General features: G+C 37.4%; 14 protein-coding genes. 12 read left to right on the forward strand and 2 right to left on the reverse strand.

Annotated elements, in window-relative coordinates; genetic code table 11:
- Positions 1–42 precede the first annotated feature (42 nt).
- The 6 genes from RV15_RS14160 to glnA all read left to right on the forward strand — a co-directional run bounded on the left by RV15_RS14160 (position 43) and on the right by glnA (position 6805).
- Complete coding sequence (locus RV15_RS14160; protein WP_071878667.1) at positions 43–783, forward strand: glycerophosphodiester phosphodiesterase; 741 nt, start codon at positions 43–45, stop codon at positions 781–783.
- A 5-nt stretch (positions 784–788) separates the two neighbouring features.
- Positions 789–1709, forward strand: coding sequence for a tRNA (adenosine(37)-N6)-dimethylallyltransferase MiaA (gene miaA, locus RV15_RS14165; RefSeq protein ID WP_071878668.1), 921 nt, complete (start codon positions 789–791; stop codon positions 1707–1709).
- Between the two features lie 3 nt (positions 1710–1712).
- On the forward strand, positions 1713–2954 hold the full coding sequence (gene hflX, locus RV15_RS14170; RefSeq protein ID WP_071878669.1) for a GTPase HflX: 1242 nt from the start codon (positions 1713–1715) through the stop codon (positions 2952–2954).
- 174 nt (positions 2955–3128) lie between these two features.
- Positions 3129–4451, forward strand: coding sequence for a DUF6056 family protein (locus RV15_RS14175; protein ID WP_071878670.1), 1323 nt, complete (start codon positions 3129–3131; stop codon positions 4449–4451).
- Between the two features lie 583 nt (positions 4452–5034).
- Positions 5035–5418, forward strand: coding sequence for a MerR family transcriptional regulator (locus tag RV15_RS14180; RefSeq protein WP_010764139.1), 384 nt, complete (start codon positions 5035–5037; stop codon positions 5416–5418).
- A gap of 43 nt (positions 5419–5461) precedes the next feature.
- Positions 5462–6805 carry a type I glutamate--ammonia ligase gene (gene glnA / locus RV15_RS14185; protein WP_071878671.1) on the forward strand — a complete coding sequence of 448 codons (1344 nt, stop codon included), beginning with the start codon at positions 5462–5464 and terminating at the stop codon, positions 6803–6805.
- A 124-nt stretch (positions 6806–6929) separates the two neighbouring features.
- Here the strand turns inward: glnA and RV15_RS14190 are convergent, their stop codons facing one another.
- Both RV15_RS14190 and RV15_RS14195 read right to left on the reverse strand, forming a co-directional pair.
- Positions 6930–7487: a DUF1700 domain-containing protein gene (locus RV15_RS14190; RefSeq protein WP_071878672.1), complete on the reverse strand. Its 558-nt coding sequence runs from the start codon at positions 7485–7487 to the stop codon at positions 6930–6932.
- A complete protein-coding gene (locus tag RV15_RS14195; RefSeq protein ID WP_071878673.1) occupies positions 7484–7828 on the reverse strand; it encodes a PadR family transcriptional regulator in 345 nt (114 codons plus the stop codon). Before RV15_RS14195 ends, RV15_RS14190 begins: the two co-directional genes overlap by 4 nt.
- Before the next feature lie 168 nt (positions 7829–7996).
- Between RV15_RS14195 and RV15_RS14200 the strand changes: the two genes are divergently transcribed.
- The 6 genes from RV15_RS14200 to glmM all read left to right on the forward strand — a co-directional run bounded on the left by RV15_RS14200 (position 7997) and on the right by glmM (position 17146).
- Entirely contained in the window at positions 7997–8305 is a 309-nt protein-coding gene (locus RV15_RS14200) for an antibiotic biosynthesis monooxygenase family protein (protein WP_071878674.1), read from the forward strand.
- A gap of 96 nt (positions 8306–8401) precedes the next feature.
- Positions 8402–9505, forward strand: a complete 1104-nt coding sequence (locus RV15_RS14205; protein WP_245791386.1) for a DUF3114 domain-containing protein — start codon at positions 8402–8404, stop codon at positions 9503–9505.
- Between the two features lie 220 nt (positions 9506–9725).
- Entirely contained in the window at positions 9726–13400 is a 3675-nt protein-coding gene (gene nifJ / locus RV15_RS14210) for a pyruvate:ferredoxin (flavodoxin) oxidoreductase (protein ID WP_139243043.1), read from the forward strand.
- Between the two features lie 269 nt (positions 13401–13669).
- Entirely contained in the window at positions 13670–14557 is an 888-nt protein-coding gene (gene cdaA, locus RV15_RS14215) for a diadenylate cyclase CdaA (protein ID WP_071878676.1), read from the forward strand.
- The gene (locus tag RV15_RS14220; RefSeq protein WP_071878677.1) at positions 14554–15702 is read left to right on the forward strand and encodes a CdaR family protein; all 1149 of its coding nucleotides are present in this window, start codon (positions 14554–14556) and stop codon (positions 15700–15702) included. The genes cdaA and RV15_RS14220 overlap by 4 nt, the downstream gene beginning before the upstream one ends.
- A gap of 88 nt (positions 15703–15790) precedes the next feature.
- Positions 15791–17146, forward strand: coding sequence for a phosphoglucosamine mutase (glmM, locus tag RV15_RS14225; RefSeq protein ID WP_071878678.1), 1356 nt, complete (start codon positions 15791–15793; stop codon positions 17144–17146).
- Positions 17147–17221: the final 75 nt, after the last annotated feature.

Genomic DNA, 17221 nt, shown 5'->3' on the forward strand with positions numbered 1-17221 from the left:
ATTCTTATGAATGATACAATAGTTTCGATTGGAGGGAGCGTTGTGACAAAAATAATCGCCCACCGAGGCAGTAAAGGAACTCATCCGGAAAATACCTTAGCAGCATTTAAAGAAGCCGTTCGTGTTGGTTCTGATGGAATTGAGTTGGATGTGCAATTATCAAAAGACAATCAACTGATTGTGATCCATGATGAAACGATTGATCGGACTACGAATGGTCACGGAGAAGTAGGCCGTTTAACCTTAGCAGAACTAAAGCAGTTGGATGCCGGAAACTGGTTTGAAGAGAATCCAATGTTTCAGGAAATCCCGACGTTAAAAGAAGTTTTATTGTTGCTCAAAAATGAAAACTTTAAAGGTCTATTGAATATTGAGATCAAAACAGATAAAATTCACTATGAAGGGATCGAACACCTGATTGTTCAGCTCATGAAGTCACAGCACTGGCCTTTTGAGTATATGTATTCAAGCTTTTATTTTAAAAGTTTGGAAAAAATTTGGGAAATAGAAAAAAATCAAGAGATTGCTTCAGTGTTTAGGCTATCAAAAGAAGATGAAAAGAAAGCTCTTCAAACAGAATTCATTGATGGTATCCACCCTAAAATCGATTGGGTGTTTGAACGTTTGGAAGACGTAGTCGATTTTCCTAAGGCGATTCGGCCTTGGACTGTCAATGAGGAAGAACAGATGAAGCTATGTTTTATGCTTCATTTAGCAGGGATTCATACAGATTTTCCTGAAAAAGCATTACAAATCCGAAAATTGATACAAAATAAAGGATGAAAAGATTGGAAAAAGTATTAGTAATTGTAGGACCTACGGCGGTTGGGAAAACGGCTTTAAGTATTGAGCTGGCCAAAAAATTAAACGGAGAAATCATCAGCGGCGATTCAATGCAAGTCTATAAACATTTAGATATTGGGACAGCAAAAGCTACTGAAAAAGAGCGTGCAGGAGTTGTGCATCATTTGATCGATTGTCGGGAATTATCCGAAACATACTCGGCAGCCGATTTTCAAAAAGAAGGACGTCAGGCAATTAATTCGATTACAGCGAAGGGGAAGCTACCGATCGTTGTAGGCGGTACTGGCCTCTATGTCCAAGCTTTGCTTTATGATTTTACCTTAGGCTCTGAGGATGAATCGATGGAATTACGAGTACAGTACCAAGAGTTTGCTGAAACATATGGCAATCAAAAACTATGGGAACTACTTCAGAAAAAAGATCCAAAGGCAGCGGAAAATATTCATTTCAATAATCAAAAAAAAGTCGTTCGAGCTTTGGAAGTGTTTGATAAAACAGGTTTTAGTATTTTAACACCTAAAGAAAAACCGAAACCGTTATATGATTATTTCTTGATTGGTCTAGAAACTGATCGAAAGTTGCTTTATGATCGCATCAATACTCGTGTAGATACGATGCTGGAACAAGGATTATTAACAGAAGCAGAACTTCTTTATAAAGATCAAACACAACAATCGGTTCAAGGAATCGGGTATAAAGAATTTTTTCCTTATTTTGAAGGAAATGCAACGTTAGACGAAGCAACGGAACAAGTAAAGCAAAATTCAAGAAGATATGCGAAAAGGCAATTGACCTGGTTTAGAAATCGCATGAATACCAGCTGGTGGGATTTAGTACAAGAACCGACTGCTATTGTAAAATTAGAAAGACAAATAGCGGATTGGCTGGATTCTTCGGAAGGATAAAAAATGGGGAAAATAGCAGAAAAGGTCATTTTAGTAGGAGTAGAGACAGAGGAAAATTATCCTCGATTTGAAGGATCCATGAAAGAATTGAAAAATTTAACAAAAACGGCTCAGGGAGAGGTTGTCTTTAGCTTAACTCAAAAACGCCCCCGAGTGGATTCACAAACGGTGATTGGTAAAGGGAAAGTAGAAGAACTAATACAATTAGTTGATGCTTATGAAGTAGATATCGTTATTTTCAACCATGAATTGACGCCAAGACAGAATCAGCTGATTGTTGAAGCTGTAGGAGTAAAAGTGATCGATCGAGTACAGTTGATCTTAGATATTTTTGCGATGCGGGCTCGTTCCAAAGAAGGCAAGCTACAAGTAGAATTGGCTCAATTGAATTATTTACTGCCTCGATTGGTTGGACAAGGGAAACAATTGTCCCGTTTAGGTGGAGGAATTGGTACAAGAGGCCCTGGAGAAACGAAACTTGAATCAGATCGGCGGCATATCCGCGATAAGATTATCGCAATCAAGCGTGAACTAAAAGAAGTGACAGCTCATCGCGAACGTAGTAGACAAAAACGTCACTCATCTGATCTGTTTCAAATTGGCTTGATTGGCTATACAAATGCAGGGAAATCAACGATCTTAAATTTGCTGACAACTGCAGGAGCCTATTCAGAAGATCAATTATTTGCGACCTTAGATCCGTTAACAAAAAAATGGCAGCTGCCGCAAGGAATGATTGTCACATTGACAGATACTGTAGGATTTATTCAGGATCTGCCAACGCAACTGATCGAAGCCTTCCAGTCAACGCTAGAGGAAAGCCGAGGGATGGATTTATTGCTACATGTGGTCGACGCGAGTGCTTATGAACGTTTGCAGCATGAACAAACGGTAGTGGAATTACTCGAAGGGTTAGATTTAGAGCAGATTCCCGTTTTAACCGTTTACAATAAAAGCGATCAAGTTGATGAAACTGAATTTGTACCGACGCTATTTCCTAATGTGTTGGTTTCAGCTAAAAGTACGGTAGGAAAAGAGCAGCTAACGAAAGCTGTCAGAGAAAAAATGATGGAGTTGCTTGTTCCATATGAATTTGATATCCCTTCAAATCAAGGACAACAATTAAGTGAATTGACGCGACGAACATTACTTTTATCGGAAACCTTTGAAGAAGAGAAAAATGCATATCATGTGAAAGGATTTGCTAAGAAAAATTCAAAATGGACGCGAGAGCTAGAAGAATAAATAACGATATATTTCTTTGCAAAACCTTAAATAAAACAATATAATCATATATTATATAACTGAGTTGAAGACCCTATGTTGAGGGTTTTTGACTCAGTTATTTGCTTATTTAGGATAGTCATTTAACTTGTGTAATGATATACTAAAAAAATGAGAGGGTAAGGGTATTTTGATTTGAAAAAAATTTTTGAAAATAATAAAAGAAATTATTTATTTTATATTGGTTTGTTTCTAGTGGCAGTAGTGTATCTTTTGAATTTTAATGTGGATCTGAGTACAGATGATGGTTGGTTTATGAAGATGCCTAGTGAGTATAGTTTTTTTGGCTTTCTTCAATGGCGTTATCATAATTGGTCTGCCAGATTATTTCCAGAAGCGATGTTGTACTTGATCTTTTTAGTTCCTTTACTTGTCCATCATTTAATCAGTGCCTGTGCTTGGTTGTTATATAGTTATTCTTTAGTACGTATTTTTGTAGGCACAGTTAGTCGAAAGAATTTTTTAGTCGCTTTTTTATCACTGGGCTTTATCAATATTTGGGTTATGAAAGACTCGCTTTTTTGGATCACTGGAGCAATTAATTATTTATGGCCTTTAGCATTAGGTTTATTTGCTATGATTCCGTATGCAGATAATTTTTTTAGAAATAAGAAAACGTCGGTTTGGCTTTATTTATTACCAGCATTGCTATTCTCATGTTCAAATGAACAGTTGCTTGTTTGTGTTATCGGTGTTGTTTTAGTTTATCATGGTACGATAGTGTTTATGAGAAGAAAAGAGAATTATTTTCTGTATATTCCGACTACCTTTTTTGTTACGGGATTTACGGTCATGCTTTTAGCCCCTGGAAACAAGCTGCGGATGCAACAGGAAATTGAGATGTGGATGCCAGATTTCAATGAGTTATCACTGCCCTCTAGAGTATTAAGAGGAAGCTCATGGCTGTTTGAAGGTTGGCAGACAAAATTGATGTTACTGTTTATCGTGATCATGGTGCTGTCATTGGTCGTTGATTCTTCAAAATTACTAGCTAAAATAACGACAGGTTATGCGGTGATTTTAGCATTATTGCTATACAACTTCCCAAATAAATTTACGAATTTTAGACTAATAAACGAGAACAACTGGATCAGTCAGCTTAAAGCAGGTAAAGTGCTGAGTGGATCTGTTTTGAATGCTGTTGTACCTTATCTGTTATGGAGCTTATTCTTTGGCTTGATTATCGGTTTATCCCTATCGGTTGCTAAACAAAAAATATTTATCGGTTTAAGCTATGGTGCCGCTTTATTGTCTTCAGTGTTGTTGTGGTTTTCGCCAACGATGTTTGCATCTGGTGCTAGAGTATTTATGTGTTCATCGATTTTTCTACTATTTATTTTATTCATACTATATCAGCAAGCGATAGCAAGCAGTAACTCAAACAAAAATAACCGACTATTGCTGTATGCTTGTTTTATACCCGTAATAAACTTACTTTCAGTGCTCTTTTTAAATTGATCAGAACATACTGAGGTGAAAATATAGAGTTTTTTTTTGGTATGGTTATGGATAAAAAATGGAGGAATGACCTAATTTGGTGTTGATTGGTACGTAAACCTTTATTCAGCTGAACAATTCCATGTTAGACAGATTTCATTTATTAGAATGATTGATTAGGCGAGAAGTCTAGATGTAAGTTTTTCGCTTATAAAAAATAGAAAGCAATGATTTTAATAGGTCTTTTTAAAGAACTGTTTTTTTAACCACCGTTTATTCGGTTTTTAGGGTCTAAGATATAACTCCTTGAGTTATATCTTAGACCCTATTGCTTATTTAACTGTAAATAAATCGCAGAAAAATCTCTTGTATATAGGCTTTTTCTAAAATTATTTAGTTTTATGTCAGAAAACCTAACATAAATTATTGACAACAGAAAAAAGTATTGATATCCTATACCTAATCTATCTAGCTGCGTAGGCTAGTTTCTCGGAAAAAAGACAAAATCTGTCTGCGGAAAAAAATGCCACCAACTTATTTTCCTATTTTTCTGTCGAAACTGAACGAGCCTACTATGCTTTTAAACTAAGAGAGGGGGGTGGAGATGAGAGAGAAAGAACTGAGAAGATCGATGTCCGTTTTTCCAATTGGTACAGTTATGAAATTAACAGATTTATCAGCACGTCAAATCCGTTATTATGAAGAACAGGATTTGATTCATCCTGAAAGAAGCGAAGGAAACCGACGGATGTATTCACTAAATGACATTGATGTTTTATTGGAAATCAAAGATTATTTGTCAGATGGTCTAAACATGGCGGGGATCAAGCGCGTCTACGAAATGAAACTGGAAGAACAAATGCATGCGCAAGAATCAAACAAACCGTTGACCGATGAAGATGTTCGAAAAATTTTATATGATGAACTTATTTCTCAAGGCGGGCTTACTCAACAAAATCCATTCCAATCCAGAGGACCAAAACTGTAACAGTTGAGCTTTACACAAAAAAATGAAGGACGTGAAGGATACAATGACGAAAAAACAAAACACAACAGTAGAAGATATCAAACGAATTGCCGATGAAGAAAATGTTCGATTTTTACGATTAATGTTTACAGACATTATGGGAACAATCAAAAATGTGGAAGTTCCAGTGAGCCAATTAGACAAAGTGTTAAGCAACAAAATGATGTTTGATGGGTCTTCTATTGAAGGTTTTGTGAGAATCGAAGAAAGTGACATGTATTTATACCCAGACGTATCCACGTGGATGATTTTTCCATGGGAGAGCACTCACGGGAAAGTTGCTCGTCTGATTTGTGATATCTATAATCCAGATGGAACGCCTTTCGCTGGAGATCCTCGCGGTAATTTAAAACGGGCATTGGCAGATATGGAAGCGCTAGGTTTTACCTCTTTCAATCTTGGGCCTGAGCCAGAGTTCTTCTTATTCAAATTGGATGAAGATGGTAAAATCACGACAGATCTAAATGACCGAGGGGGTTATTTTGATTTTGCACCAACCGATCTTGGTGAAAACTGCCGTCGAGATATTGTGCTTGAACTAGAAAGTCTAGGGTTTGAAGTGGAAGCATCTCATCATGAAGTAGCACCCGGTCAACATGAGATCGACTTTAAATACGCAGATGTTATTGAAGCGTGTGATAATATCCAAACATTTAAACTAGTCGTTAAAACAATTGCCAGAAAACATGGATTACATGCGACATTTATGCCAAAACCATTATATGGTATCAGCGGATCAGGTATGCATTGTAATATGTCACTATTCAAAGGCGACGAAAATGTCTTTTATGATGAAAAAGGACCAATGCAGTTAAGTCAAACAGCTTATTATTTCCTTGGTGGCCTATTAAAACATGCTCGAGCGTATACAGCTGTTTGTAATCCAACGGTTAATTCATATAAACGCTTGGTGCCAGGCTATGAAGCACCAGTTTACGTGGCATGGAGCGGACGCAATCGTTCGCCATTGGTACGTGTTCCTGAATCACGTGGGCTATCGACTCGTTTAGAATTACGTTCAGTGGATCCTTCTGCCAATCCATACTTAACAATGGCTGTACTTTTACAAGCTGGTCTAAATGGAATTAAAAATGAGATTGTTCCACCTGAAGCGGTTGACCGTAATATTTATGTGATGAATGAAGAAGAACGAAAAGAAGCGCAAATCCACGATTTACCTTCAACGATCCATAACGCAATTAAAGAATTGCGTAAAGATGACGTGATGATTGCAGCTTTAGGTGACCATATTTATGCAAACTTCGTTGAAGCGAAACGGATGGAATGGGCAGCTTTCCGTCAAACAGTTTCTGAATGGGAAAGAGAACAATATTTAGAATTATATTAGTACTTGTAAGTGACCGAGCATAAATTATTTTTTAGAAAAAATCCTATGAAATCAACATTTGAAAAAATGTATTTCATAGGATTTTGCTTATTTCTAGACGCATATTTTAAGTTTTTTTATTGTTTTATCCTTGTGCAATTTTTTGATGCTGTTTAGAAATTTGTACTAAATATTTTTTTAACGTACGCCATAAATATTTACTCAATAGGTAGAAACTAAGACCAAACACTGCAGTAATCGGAAAAGCTGCAATTGGTGGAGCTGACCAGAAGCCCAAATTAAGAACGAAAGGTAGTTGAACTCCAAAGAAAGCAGCAACAGTTATAATTGCACCCGCTATCACAGCAAACAAAGCGAAAATGTATAGAGCAAACGACATAATAGAAAGGAAAGGAACAATCACCATTCCTGAAAATCCTGTTTTTGCATAAAAAGTGATTATTTTAAGGATCTGTTTTAAATTGAACGTTGGATTTTTTAATAAGTTTGTCCCGACAAAAGACCTTGCAAGTGAGGCTGGATCACCAAGATTTTTTAAAATTTCAGCTTCACTTACACCAGCGTTCAAGGAGTCTTCAATATGACCACTGATCTCCTCTAAAATATCATTTTTTTCTGTAACGGTAAGCTTATCTAAATGAGTTGCTACAGTTAAAAGATATGAATCCGTTTCATTTTTCATTTGTTTTCCTCCTCATATTGTTGAATATCAGTGATAGCAATTTTTAAAAATTGCCATTGGGTGGTCATTGCTTCTAAATATTGTCTGCCCAATGGTGTAATTTTATAGTATTTTCTACGAGAACCATTGGCCGTTGTTTCCCAATAGCTTTCTAAAAAACCTTCCTTTGTTAACCTTCTCAAGAGAGGGTACATGGTGTTCTCTTTTGCAGCGATAATCTCCCAATTACTTAGTAAAGCGATTAATTCATATCCATAATAGGCTCTGTTTTTTAGAAGGGTAAGAATACATAGTTCTAAGGAGCCTCTTTTTAGCTGTGACTTCCAATCTTCAATATCCATTGACTCACTCCTTTACTGTGTATTGCACAGCAGTGATTTGTACCTACAGTGTATTACACAGTAAGTTGTCTGTCAATAGCCAAAATATAGTTCAGCCAGTGGGAAAGAACTGTGCTATAATTCTAAGTGAGAATCATTATCATTTAAAATTGAAAAGGAGAGATAAGCATGATCGTTCAAACTGTTACGTTTAGTATAAAAAAAGAAGGCAAAGAAATGTTTGAAGCTAAAACAACTAAGGATGTGGCTTCGATGTTAGAATTTTCGGGTTGTATATCAAGTGAATGTTGGTATACAGAAGATAAGGATACATGTGAGTTTATGCTAGTTTCTAAGTGGGAAAGTAAAAAAGATTTCCAAAATTGGCTGAAACGTCCAGAGCATTTACAAGAGCATCGAGAGGCCCATAAAAATAAAGAGGCAAAACCATCATTTGTTTTAGAAAAAAGTAGAAAAAGCTATGAGGTTCATGCGTAAAATGCAGTAACCAATTTTTTGATTTGTTCAAATTAGTGTTTATTTAATAAAAAAGCAGGTATAGTAGAATTTAAACGAACGCTAAGGAGAAACGAAATGGAAGAAATACAAGTACGTTCAGCTATCCTTGAAAAAATCGCAAAATCAGAAAAGATGACTGCAACTGAATTTATATCATATAGAGAAACTATTTTAGATCAGATCCGAATACTTCAGCAACAAGGGTGGGATGAAGCCGCTCTTGTTGTATACATAAATCACTTGAATGAACACAAAGAAAGAGACCGTGAAGAGGCAAAGAAACATTTTCAAAGGGCTTTTTTAGTTGGTTCTACTATTTATACGCAAATGTTTGTAAAAAGTCAGCTTTTAGACCGAGAAAAGACGATGTTGGTAATCAATCATTTAGGTGGTGAGTTAGATGAAAATGGTGATTTATATTTTGGCCCATCAGAGTATCAATTTTGTCCTCAAATGCCGCCAGGATCATTTTTTTTAGCTAGCTACTCAGAAGCCGTTCAACGCGCCTATCCTAATGGCTTGATCATAGCAAAGGCAGATAAAAAACGAACGAAGACAGCCATCAAACAAAAATACGTTGCTGAAACAAAAATTCACCAATTCAGGAATCACTTAGATAAAGCTAATATTGACTATGTAGAAAATTATAAGAAAAGCTATGGCTTAAAAAATGATGAAGTAGCAATCAAAATGATTCTCAGAAATAATTGGTTTTATGCTGATCCGCAATATCATAACCGTGCTCGTTTAGTGGGGGATATTTTGACGGAGGATCTTTGCGAAGGGACTGGAACTCTTAGTGTTAAAGGTCTTGTAAAGAAAATCAGAAACCGAGGTTTTTATCGCAAAATTTTATCAGGAGATTATCATAGTGAATTTATTTTGGATGAGCAAGGGCAGCTTTTAACCCAGTGGAAAACGTCAAATGAATCAAGTGATTACTTTGAAAGTGCAATCGTAAATGGTGAATCTTTTAACTATGGCAATCGACCTAGAGAGGATCCGCATCAGACACATCATAAATTAGACGGCAACCCGCCTAGATATTTTGATACACATAAACGAAACGAACTTAAAAAAATTTGGCGCTCACCCACGGATAACTGGTTTTATCAGTTGGTTAGAAGATTGTCGGAAAAAGGGCTAAGATATAAAAAGAGAAGAAGGGTTAAGGAATAGATCACAGGTTAAAAGGAAGGGATGAAGTCCTGACTACCTGATGATCTTTTTTTATTTTTCACAAAAAAGTTTCAAGATTCAAAGGAGAGAAAGCAGAATAATTAATAAGTTTGTGAAATATTTTCACAAACTGTTTCAAATTTGACTAGATTCCGTTATAATGAAGAGGAATATGCGTGCAACTATTCTACTTTATTATAGAAGGATGATGAATATTATAATGCGAAAAATGAAGACGATGGATGGAAATACAGCTGCTGCATACATCTCATATGCGTTTACTGAATTAGCCGCTATTTATCCAATTACACCAAGCTCAACAATGGCTGAACTAGTCGATCAATGGTCAGCTGAGGGCAAACAAAATATTTTTGGACAACCTGTAAAAATCGTTGAAATGCAATCTGAGGCCGGTGCTGCAGGTGTTGTCCATGGATCACTGAAAACTGGTGCATTAACTACTACATATACTGCTTCTCAAGGACTATTATTGATGATTCCCAACATGTATAAAATTGCTGGAGAACTGCTTCCCTCAGTCTTTCATGTGGCTAGTCGTGCCGTAACAACCAATGCGTTGAATATTTTTGGTGACCACGGAGATGTGATGGCTGCGCGTCAGACTGGTTTTGCTATGCTTTGTGAAAGCAGTGTGCAAGAAGTGATGGATTTATCTGCTGTGGCACACTTGGCATCCATTGAGTCAAGTGTTCCGTTTATCAACTTTTTTGATGGCTTTCGGACAAGTCATGAAATTCAAAAAATCGAAGTATTGGACTATGAAGAATTAGCACCATTATTAGATCAAGAAAAATTAGCTAACTTCCGCAATCGAAGTATGAACCCAAATCATCCTTCTGTAAGTGGAACCAATCAAAATCCAGATATCCATTTCCAACAACGTGAAACGATCAATAGTTATTATGAACAAATACCGGCTATTGTAAAAAAATATATGGATGACATTAATGAACTGAGAGGGACTAATTATGATTTAGTTACTTATTACGGTGCAGAAGATGCTGAAGAAGTGATTGTTTCAATGGGATCAGCGGCTCAAGCAATTGAACAAACAATTGATTATTTAACAAAACAAGGCAGAAAAGTCGGTTATTTAAATATCCATTTGTATCGTCCATTTCCACTTGAACGCTTTTTAGAAAAAATGCCCAAAACAGTCAAAGCCATTGGCGTGATGGATCGTACCAAAGAACCAGGTGCTGGTGGTGAACCGTTACTGTTAGATGTTCAAAGTGCAATGTACGAGTCTGATTTGCGTCCAATGATTATCGGTGGACGTTATGGTTTAGGCTCAAAAGACGTACTGCCAAATCAAATCGTAGCGATTTATGATGAATTGCTCAAAGATAAAAAAGCGGCTAAATCGCGCTTTACAATTGGAATTGTCGATGATGTAACCTACACCTCTCTTGATTGTGGAGAAGCTTTAGATTTAACCAATCCCAAAACCTATCAAGCAAAATTTTGGGGCTTTGGTTCTGATGGAACAGTCGGTGCCAATAAATCAGCTATCAAGATTATCGGCGATCACACCGATAAATATGCGCAGGGATTCTTTTACTACGATTCGAAAAAGTCTGGTGGATTAACGGTTTCTCATTTACGTTTTGGTGAAACACCGATCCGCTCGACTTATTTGATTGAACATGCAGATTTTGTTGCGTGTCATACAGCCGCCTACTTAAATACCTATGATTTGGTTAAAGGCTTGAAAAAAGGTGGGACATTCTTGCTTAATACGGTTTGGAATGACGAGCAATTAGAACGTTTCTTACCAAGCAAACTAAAACGTTATTTAGCTGAAAATGAGATTCATTTTTATACAATCAATGCCGTTAAATTGGCCAGTGAAGTTGGTTTAGGTGGGCGAATCAATACTGCGATGGAAACAGCCTTTTTCAAATTAGCGGATATCATGCCCTTTGATGAAGTTTTACCTATCTTAAAAGAAGAAGCTTTCAAAAGTTATGCCAGAAAATCAATGTCAGTTGTTGAAAAGAATGTTCAGGCAATCGAACGCACAGTTGAACTTTTGCATAAAGTTGAAGTGCCAACTAGTTGGAAAACGGTTGAAGTAAAACCAAAAGTCCGTAAAGAGAATGTGACGGATTATGTTCATGAAATCGTAGAACCAATCAATCGCCAAGAGGGAAATGATCTTGCAGTTAGCGCGTTCATCAAAAATGACATGACAGACGGTCGAATGCCACTTGGAACTACCGCTGTGGAAAAACGAGGTATTGCAGTAGAAGTGCCAGAATGGAATAGTGATCGCTGTACAATGTGTAATGAATGTGCGTTTGTTTGCCCTCATGCGGCAATTCGACCATTTTTAGCAGACGATGAAGAAATGGAAGAAGCGCCAGCCGGCTATATCGTAAGAGAAATGCGTGGTGCTGATGGGCTAAAATACCGTATTCAAGTTTCTGTAGAAGATTGCACGGGCTGTGGTCTTTGTGTGGATGCGTGTCCTGCTAAAGGCAAAGCGTTAGTCATGAAACCTTATGAAGAACAAAAAGAACAAGCAATGAACTGGGCTTTTTCTATGACCTTGAAACAAAAAGAAAATCCAGCAAAACCTAATACTGTTTTAGGAACACAATTTAACAAACCGTTACTAGAATTTTCAGGCGCTTGCTCTGGTTGTGGAGAAACCCCTTATGTCAAATTACTAACCCAAATGTTTGGTGATCGCATGATGATCGCAAATGCTACAGGTTGTTCGTCTATCTGGGGTGGTGCCGCACCAGTTGCGCCCTATACAACGAATGACCAAGGACAAGGACCCGCTTGGTCTAACTCCTTGTTAGAAGATAATGCAGAATTTGGTTACGGCATGCTATTAGCTAGTCAGACACGACGTGAACATTTAGCGATGAAGATGAGTGAAGCGATGAACGTTGCTTCTCCTGAATTAAAATTATTAATGGAAGACTGGATCAACCATATGCACTCGGGTGAAGGGACACAACAACGTGCGGCTAAACTAAAAGCTGCCTTGCTTGATGAAAAAACAAATCAACCATTATTAGAAGCGATTTATGCAGATAATGATTTATTTGTAAAAAATAGCCAATGGATGATTGGTGGAGATGGTTGGGCATATGATATCGGTTATGGCGGGATCGATCATGTTCTTGCCAGTGGTGCTGATGTCAATATGTTGGTGTTAGACAATGAAGTCTATTCTAATACTGGTGGACAAACCTCTAAAGCGACACCTGCTTCTGCAATTGCCAAATTTTCTGCCAGCGGAAAATACGTTTCTAAAAAAGATCTAGGCATGATGGCGATGACCTATGGTAATGTTTATGTGGCTCAAATCGCATCTGGTGCTAACCAAATGCAGACGATCAAAGCCTTCGAAGAAGCAGAACGTTTCCAAGGACCATCAATCATTATCGCGTATACACCATGTATTACACATGGGTTAGCAGGTGGTATGAGCAAAACGTTAGAGGAAGCTAAAGAAGCCGTTAATTCTGGTTATTGGTCATTGTATCGCTACAATCCAGAGTTGAGAGAAGTAGGTAAAAATCCTATGACTTTAGACTACAAAAAACCAAATTTTGACGAGATGACTAACTTTATGCGCAAACAAGTTCGTTTTTCATCATTGGAATCTACTCAGCCTGGCTTTGCAGGCAAATTATTTGAGAAAACTGTGAATGATGCGAAGAATCGTTTTTATAATTATGCACGAATGACAGGACAAGAAGAAAAAATCCGAGCGAAATTAGAAAAAACAACGGATGAAGCTGTTACTGAAAAAACACCTCGTGTAAAAAAAGAACGAATCGTTGATCCAGAAGCTGAAGCCAGAAGAGCAGCCAAAAGAGCAGAACGAGCAGCTAAACGTGAACGATCAGAATAGTAAACCTAAAAAGGAAGAGTAAAGGATAGCCTTTATTCTTCCTTTTTATTAATCCAGTTGCATATGTTAGACCCTTCGGCGATAACGAAAAACTAGCCGTGGAAAGCTTACGTTCCTATTTTTTCTTATATCGTTTAGGCTCTGATCAAGCGTATGCCACTTTTATTTCCATTTCCTAATTTTTTCTATCTTTCACTCGCCGTCCTGTAATCGAATAAAATATTATGGTATACTTATTAAGAAATCTTCAGAGAGAAGTGAGGTTTATTATGTCTTTTCAACTTAATCAGTTATTTGATTTGAATTATTGGCGGCAATTGATCTCATCTGATTTCTTGTCCCGTGATTATATTATCAATATTATAGATATTCTGGTAGTATGGTATCTTGTCTATAAATTAATCATGCTCGTCAGAGGAACAAAAGCTGTCCAACTGTTAAAAGGGGTCGCTGTTTTTATTGTCATCCGAATATTGAGTGAAATTATTGGACTGCATACGTTGTCCTGGTTGATGAATCAAGTGATTATGTATGGTGTAATCGCAGCAGTCGTTATTTTTCAGCCAGAAGTCCGGCGAGGCTTAGAGCATCTCGGTAGAAGTTCATTTTTCCGAACGACAAGATCAGAGCAACAAGAAGATGAGAAAATGATTCTCGCCTTTGATAAAGCGATTCAGTATATGTCAAAACGAAAAATTGGTGCGCTAATTACAGTAGAGAGAAATACTGGATTAGACGAATACATTGAGACAGGTATATCGTTAGACGCCGATATTACTGGAGAATTGCTGATCAATATTTTTATCCCTAATACACCCCTGCATGATGGTGCGGTAATCGTGAAACAAGGGAAGATCGCTGTGGCAAGTGCGTATCTGCCATTGTCAGAAAGCAACTTGATTCCAAAAGAATTTGGTACCCGACATAGAGCAGCCGTTGGGATTAGTGAAGTCAGTGACGCTGTGACAATCATTGTATCGGAAGAAACAGGTGATGTCAGTCTAACCTTAAATAACGATTTGATTCCTAGATTAACACAAGAAGAATATCTGAAAATTCTTAGAGCAGAATTAGTACCAAACGAAGAAAGAAAAGACAAAAAGAATCTTTTGCAGCACTTTCTTGAAGGTGTTTCGAAAGGGGCGAAAAAGAAATGAAAAAGCCCTCACAAAGTAATTGGTTCTCAGGATTATTAGCATTACTTTTTGCCTTGCTACTATTTTTCAATGCGAATGCTTCTGGGAATATTTCCAATATGTCTGGTACAAACCAAGTGTATGACGAAATGCTTTACAATATTCCGGTTCAAGTGGAGTATGATCAAGCGAAGTATTTTGTTTCAGGTTATGAAGAAACGGTTAATGTACATTTAAGTAGTGCGAATCGAATTCAATTGAATTTGGAAGCGAATGAGGATACTAGAAATTTTCAAGTGGTGGCAGATTTGACTAAAACACCGCTTGGAACGTCAGAAATTCAATTAAGAGTTAAAGGCTTGAGCACAGCTGTAACGGCTGAAATCGAACCTAAAACGATCACTGTCACCGTTGAAAATAAAGTAACAAAAACATTTGACGTTGAACCTCAGCTACCAGAATCCATTGAAGCAGAAGGGTATAAGGTTAAAAAAGTTGCTGTGAGTCCTAAAACGGTAGAAATTACGACTGGAGAAGAGACTGCAAAAGCGATCACTCGTGTCATTGCACCGCTGTCAAACGTCAAGCAATCTGCCGATACGATCAAGCAAACAGTCAATGTCCAAGCGCTAGATGATAAAGCACAAGTATTGAGTATCGAAAATCCAGCGCCGCAAGTAAAAGTCGTTGTAGATTTAGTGTTACCTTCAAAAGAGGTTGGATTGACTATTAGTCCAACTGGGTCACCACCGGCTGATATTGATCATTATACATTTAATCTTTCAACTCAAAAAGTTGAGATTAGAGGGACAAAATCAGTGTTGGATGCAATCGATTCAATAGAATTGCCTATTGATGTAAGTAATGTAAAATCATCAACAAAACGGACAATAAAAATTCCGACAAACGCAGAATATATTGTTTCGCCTGAGGAAGTAGAAGTGACGATTAATCCAGTTTTTGCAGGAACCAATACCAGTTTTTCTCAAACGAGCGGCCAAAGTGCAACAACATCTGATACAAGTCAAGTGTTGCCAGCTCCAGAGCCCTCCAGTGAAAAAACGACAAGTTCCTCCAGTACATCAAGTTCGTCAAGCTCAACTAGTAGTGAGAGCTCAGTTGAAAATGAGATAGAAAAAGAAATTAGTTCAGTTCCTGCAAATTAAGTTGATTGACTAAGACGAGCAATTATTTCTTGGAAGCAAAACACAAATAATAATTGCTACTGTTTTGGTAAGTAGAAGGAGAGTTATAATGGGTAAATATTTTGGAACAGATGGTGTTAGAGGCATAGCAAATAAGGAGTTAACACCAGAATTAGCATTTAAATTGGGCCGCTTTGGCGGGTATGTATTAAGTCAGCATGAAGATTCTACACGTCGTCCGCGAGTATTAGTAGGCCGCGATACACGTATTTCTGGTCAATTATTGGAACAGGCGTTGATTTCAGGACTACTTTCTGTTGGAATCGAAGTCTTTCAACTAGGTGTTATTTCAACGCCGGGAGTTGCCTATCTAACAAGATTGCAAAAAGCGTCAGCTGGTGTAATGATCTCTGCTTCTCATAATCCAGCAGAGGATAACGGAATCAAATTCTTTGGTTCAGATGGTTTTAAATTAGTTGATGATCAAGAGCTTGAGATTGAAGCATTATTAGATGCAGAAGAAGATAATTTACCTCGTCCTTCAGCTGAAGGCTTAGGCACGCTGGATGAATTTCCAGAAGGGTTATTAAAATATTCTCAATTCTTAGTACAAACAATTCCAGGTGATCTATCTGGGTTAACTGTCTGTATTGATGCTGCAAATGGTGCTACTGCAACTTCAGTTAATCGCTTGTTTGCAGATTTGGAGACAGACTTCTATACAATGGGAACGAGTCCAAATGGATTGAATATCAACGATGGTGTTGGGTCTACTCATCCTGAGAAGTTAGCCGAGATGGTCGTTGAAAAAGGTGCTGATGCTGGACTTGCTTTTGATGGTGATGGGGATCGAATTATTGCGGTCGATGAGTTAGGCAATATTGTTGATGGAGATAAAATTATGTTTATCTGCGCTAAATATCTTGCTGAAAAGAACCGCTTGAAAAAAGATACGATCGTAACCACAGTTATGAGTAATTTAGGTTTCAGAAAAGCAGTAGAAGCGGCTGGAATGAAAGACGTGATCACTCAAGTGGGTGACCGCTATGTTGTAGAAGAGATGCGTAAAAATGATTATAATTTTGGTGGAGAACAATCCGGTCATATGATCTTTTTAGATTACAATACAACAGGTGATGGAATGCTTTCTGGTATTCAATTATTGAATGTAATGAAACAAACGGGGAAAAAATTATCAGAACTGGCTTCTGAGTTGACTGTGTATCCCCAAAAGCTAGTAAACATTCGAGTGACGGACAAACATGGTGCAATGGATGTTCCTGCAATCAAAGAAGTGGTTGAATTGATGGAGACAGAAATGAACGGTGACGGTCGGATTTTAGTTCGTCCTTCTGGAACTGAACCATTATTACGTGTAATGGCTGAAGCGCCAACTCAAGAAAAAGTTGATTACTATGTAGATAAAATCGCTGATGTTGTAAAAGCAGAAATTGGTATAAGCTAATCGTAAAGATTTTTGATGAGGTTGGGACAGGAGCGTTTAACTCTGAGAAATAAGAGGGAATTCACGAAAATTGTT

Source organism: Enterococcus silesiacus, from assembly GCF_001886225.1.
Taxonomy (GTDB): Bacteria; Bacillota; Bacilli; order Lactobacillales; family Enterococcaceae; genus Enterococcus_L; species Enterococcus_L silesiacus.

Coding starts and splice junctions, on each gene's coding strand:
- nifJ (WP_139243043.1), top strand. CDS start 9,726: ATGCGAAAAATGAAGACGATGGATGGAAATACAGCTGCTGCATACATC.
- RV15_RS14190 (WP_071878672.1), bottom strand. CDS start 7,487: ATGAAAAATGAAACGGATTCATATCTTTTAACTGTAGCAACTCATTTA.
- cdaA (WP_071878676.1), top strand. CDS start 13,670: ATGTCTTTTCAACTTAATCAGTTATTTGATTTGAATTATTGGCGGCAA.
- glnA (WP_071878671.1), top strand. CDS start 5,462: ATGACGAAAAAACAAAACACAACAGTAGAAGATATCAAACGAATTGCC.
- RV15_RS14195 (WP_071878673.1), bottom strand. CDS start 7,828: ATGGATATTGAAGATTGGAAGTCACAGCTAAAAAGAGGCTCCTTAGAA.
- RV15_RS14205 (WP_245791386.1), top strand. CDS start 8,402: ATGGAAGAAATACAAGTACGTTCAGCTATCCTTGAAAAAATCGCAAAA.
- RV15_RS14200 (WP_071878674.1), top strand. CDS start 7,997: ATGATCGTTCAAACTGTTACGTTTAGTATAAAAAAAGAAGGCAAAGAA.
- RV15_RS14180 (WP_010764139.1), top strand. CDS start 5,035: ATGAGAGAGAAAGAACTGAGAAGATCGATGTCCGTTTTTCCAATTGGT.
- hflX (WP_071878669.1), top strand. CDS start 1,713: ATGGGGAAAATAGCAGAAAAGGTCATTTTAGTAGGAGTAGAGACAGAG.
- glmM (WP_071878678.1), top strand. CDS start 15,791: ATGGGTAAATATTTTGGAACAGATGGTGTTAGAGGCATAGCAAATAAG.
- RV15_RS14220 (WP_071878677.1), top strand. CDS start 14,554: ATGAAAAAGCCCTCACAAAGTAATTGGTTCTCAGGATTATTAGCATTA.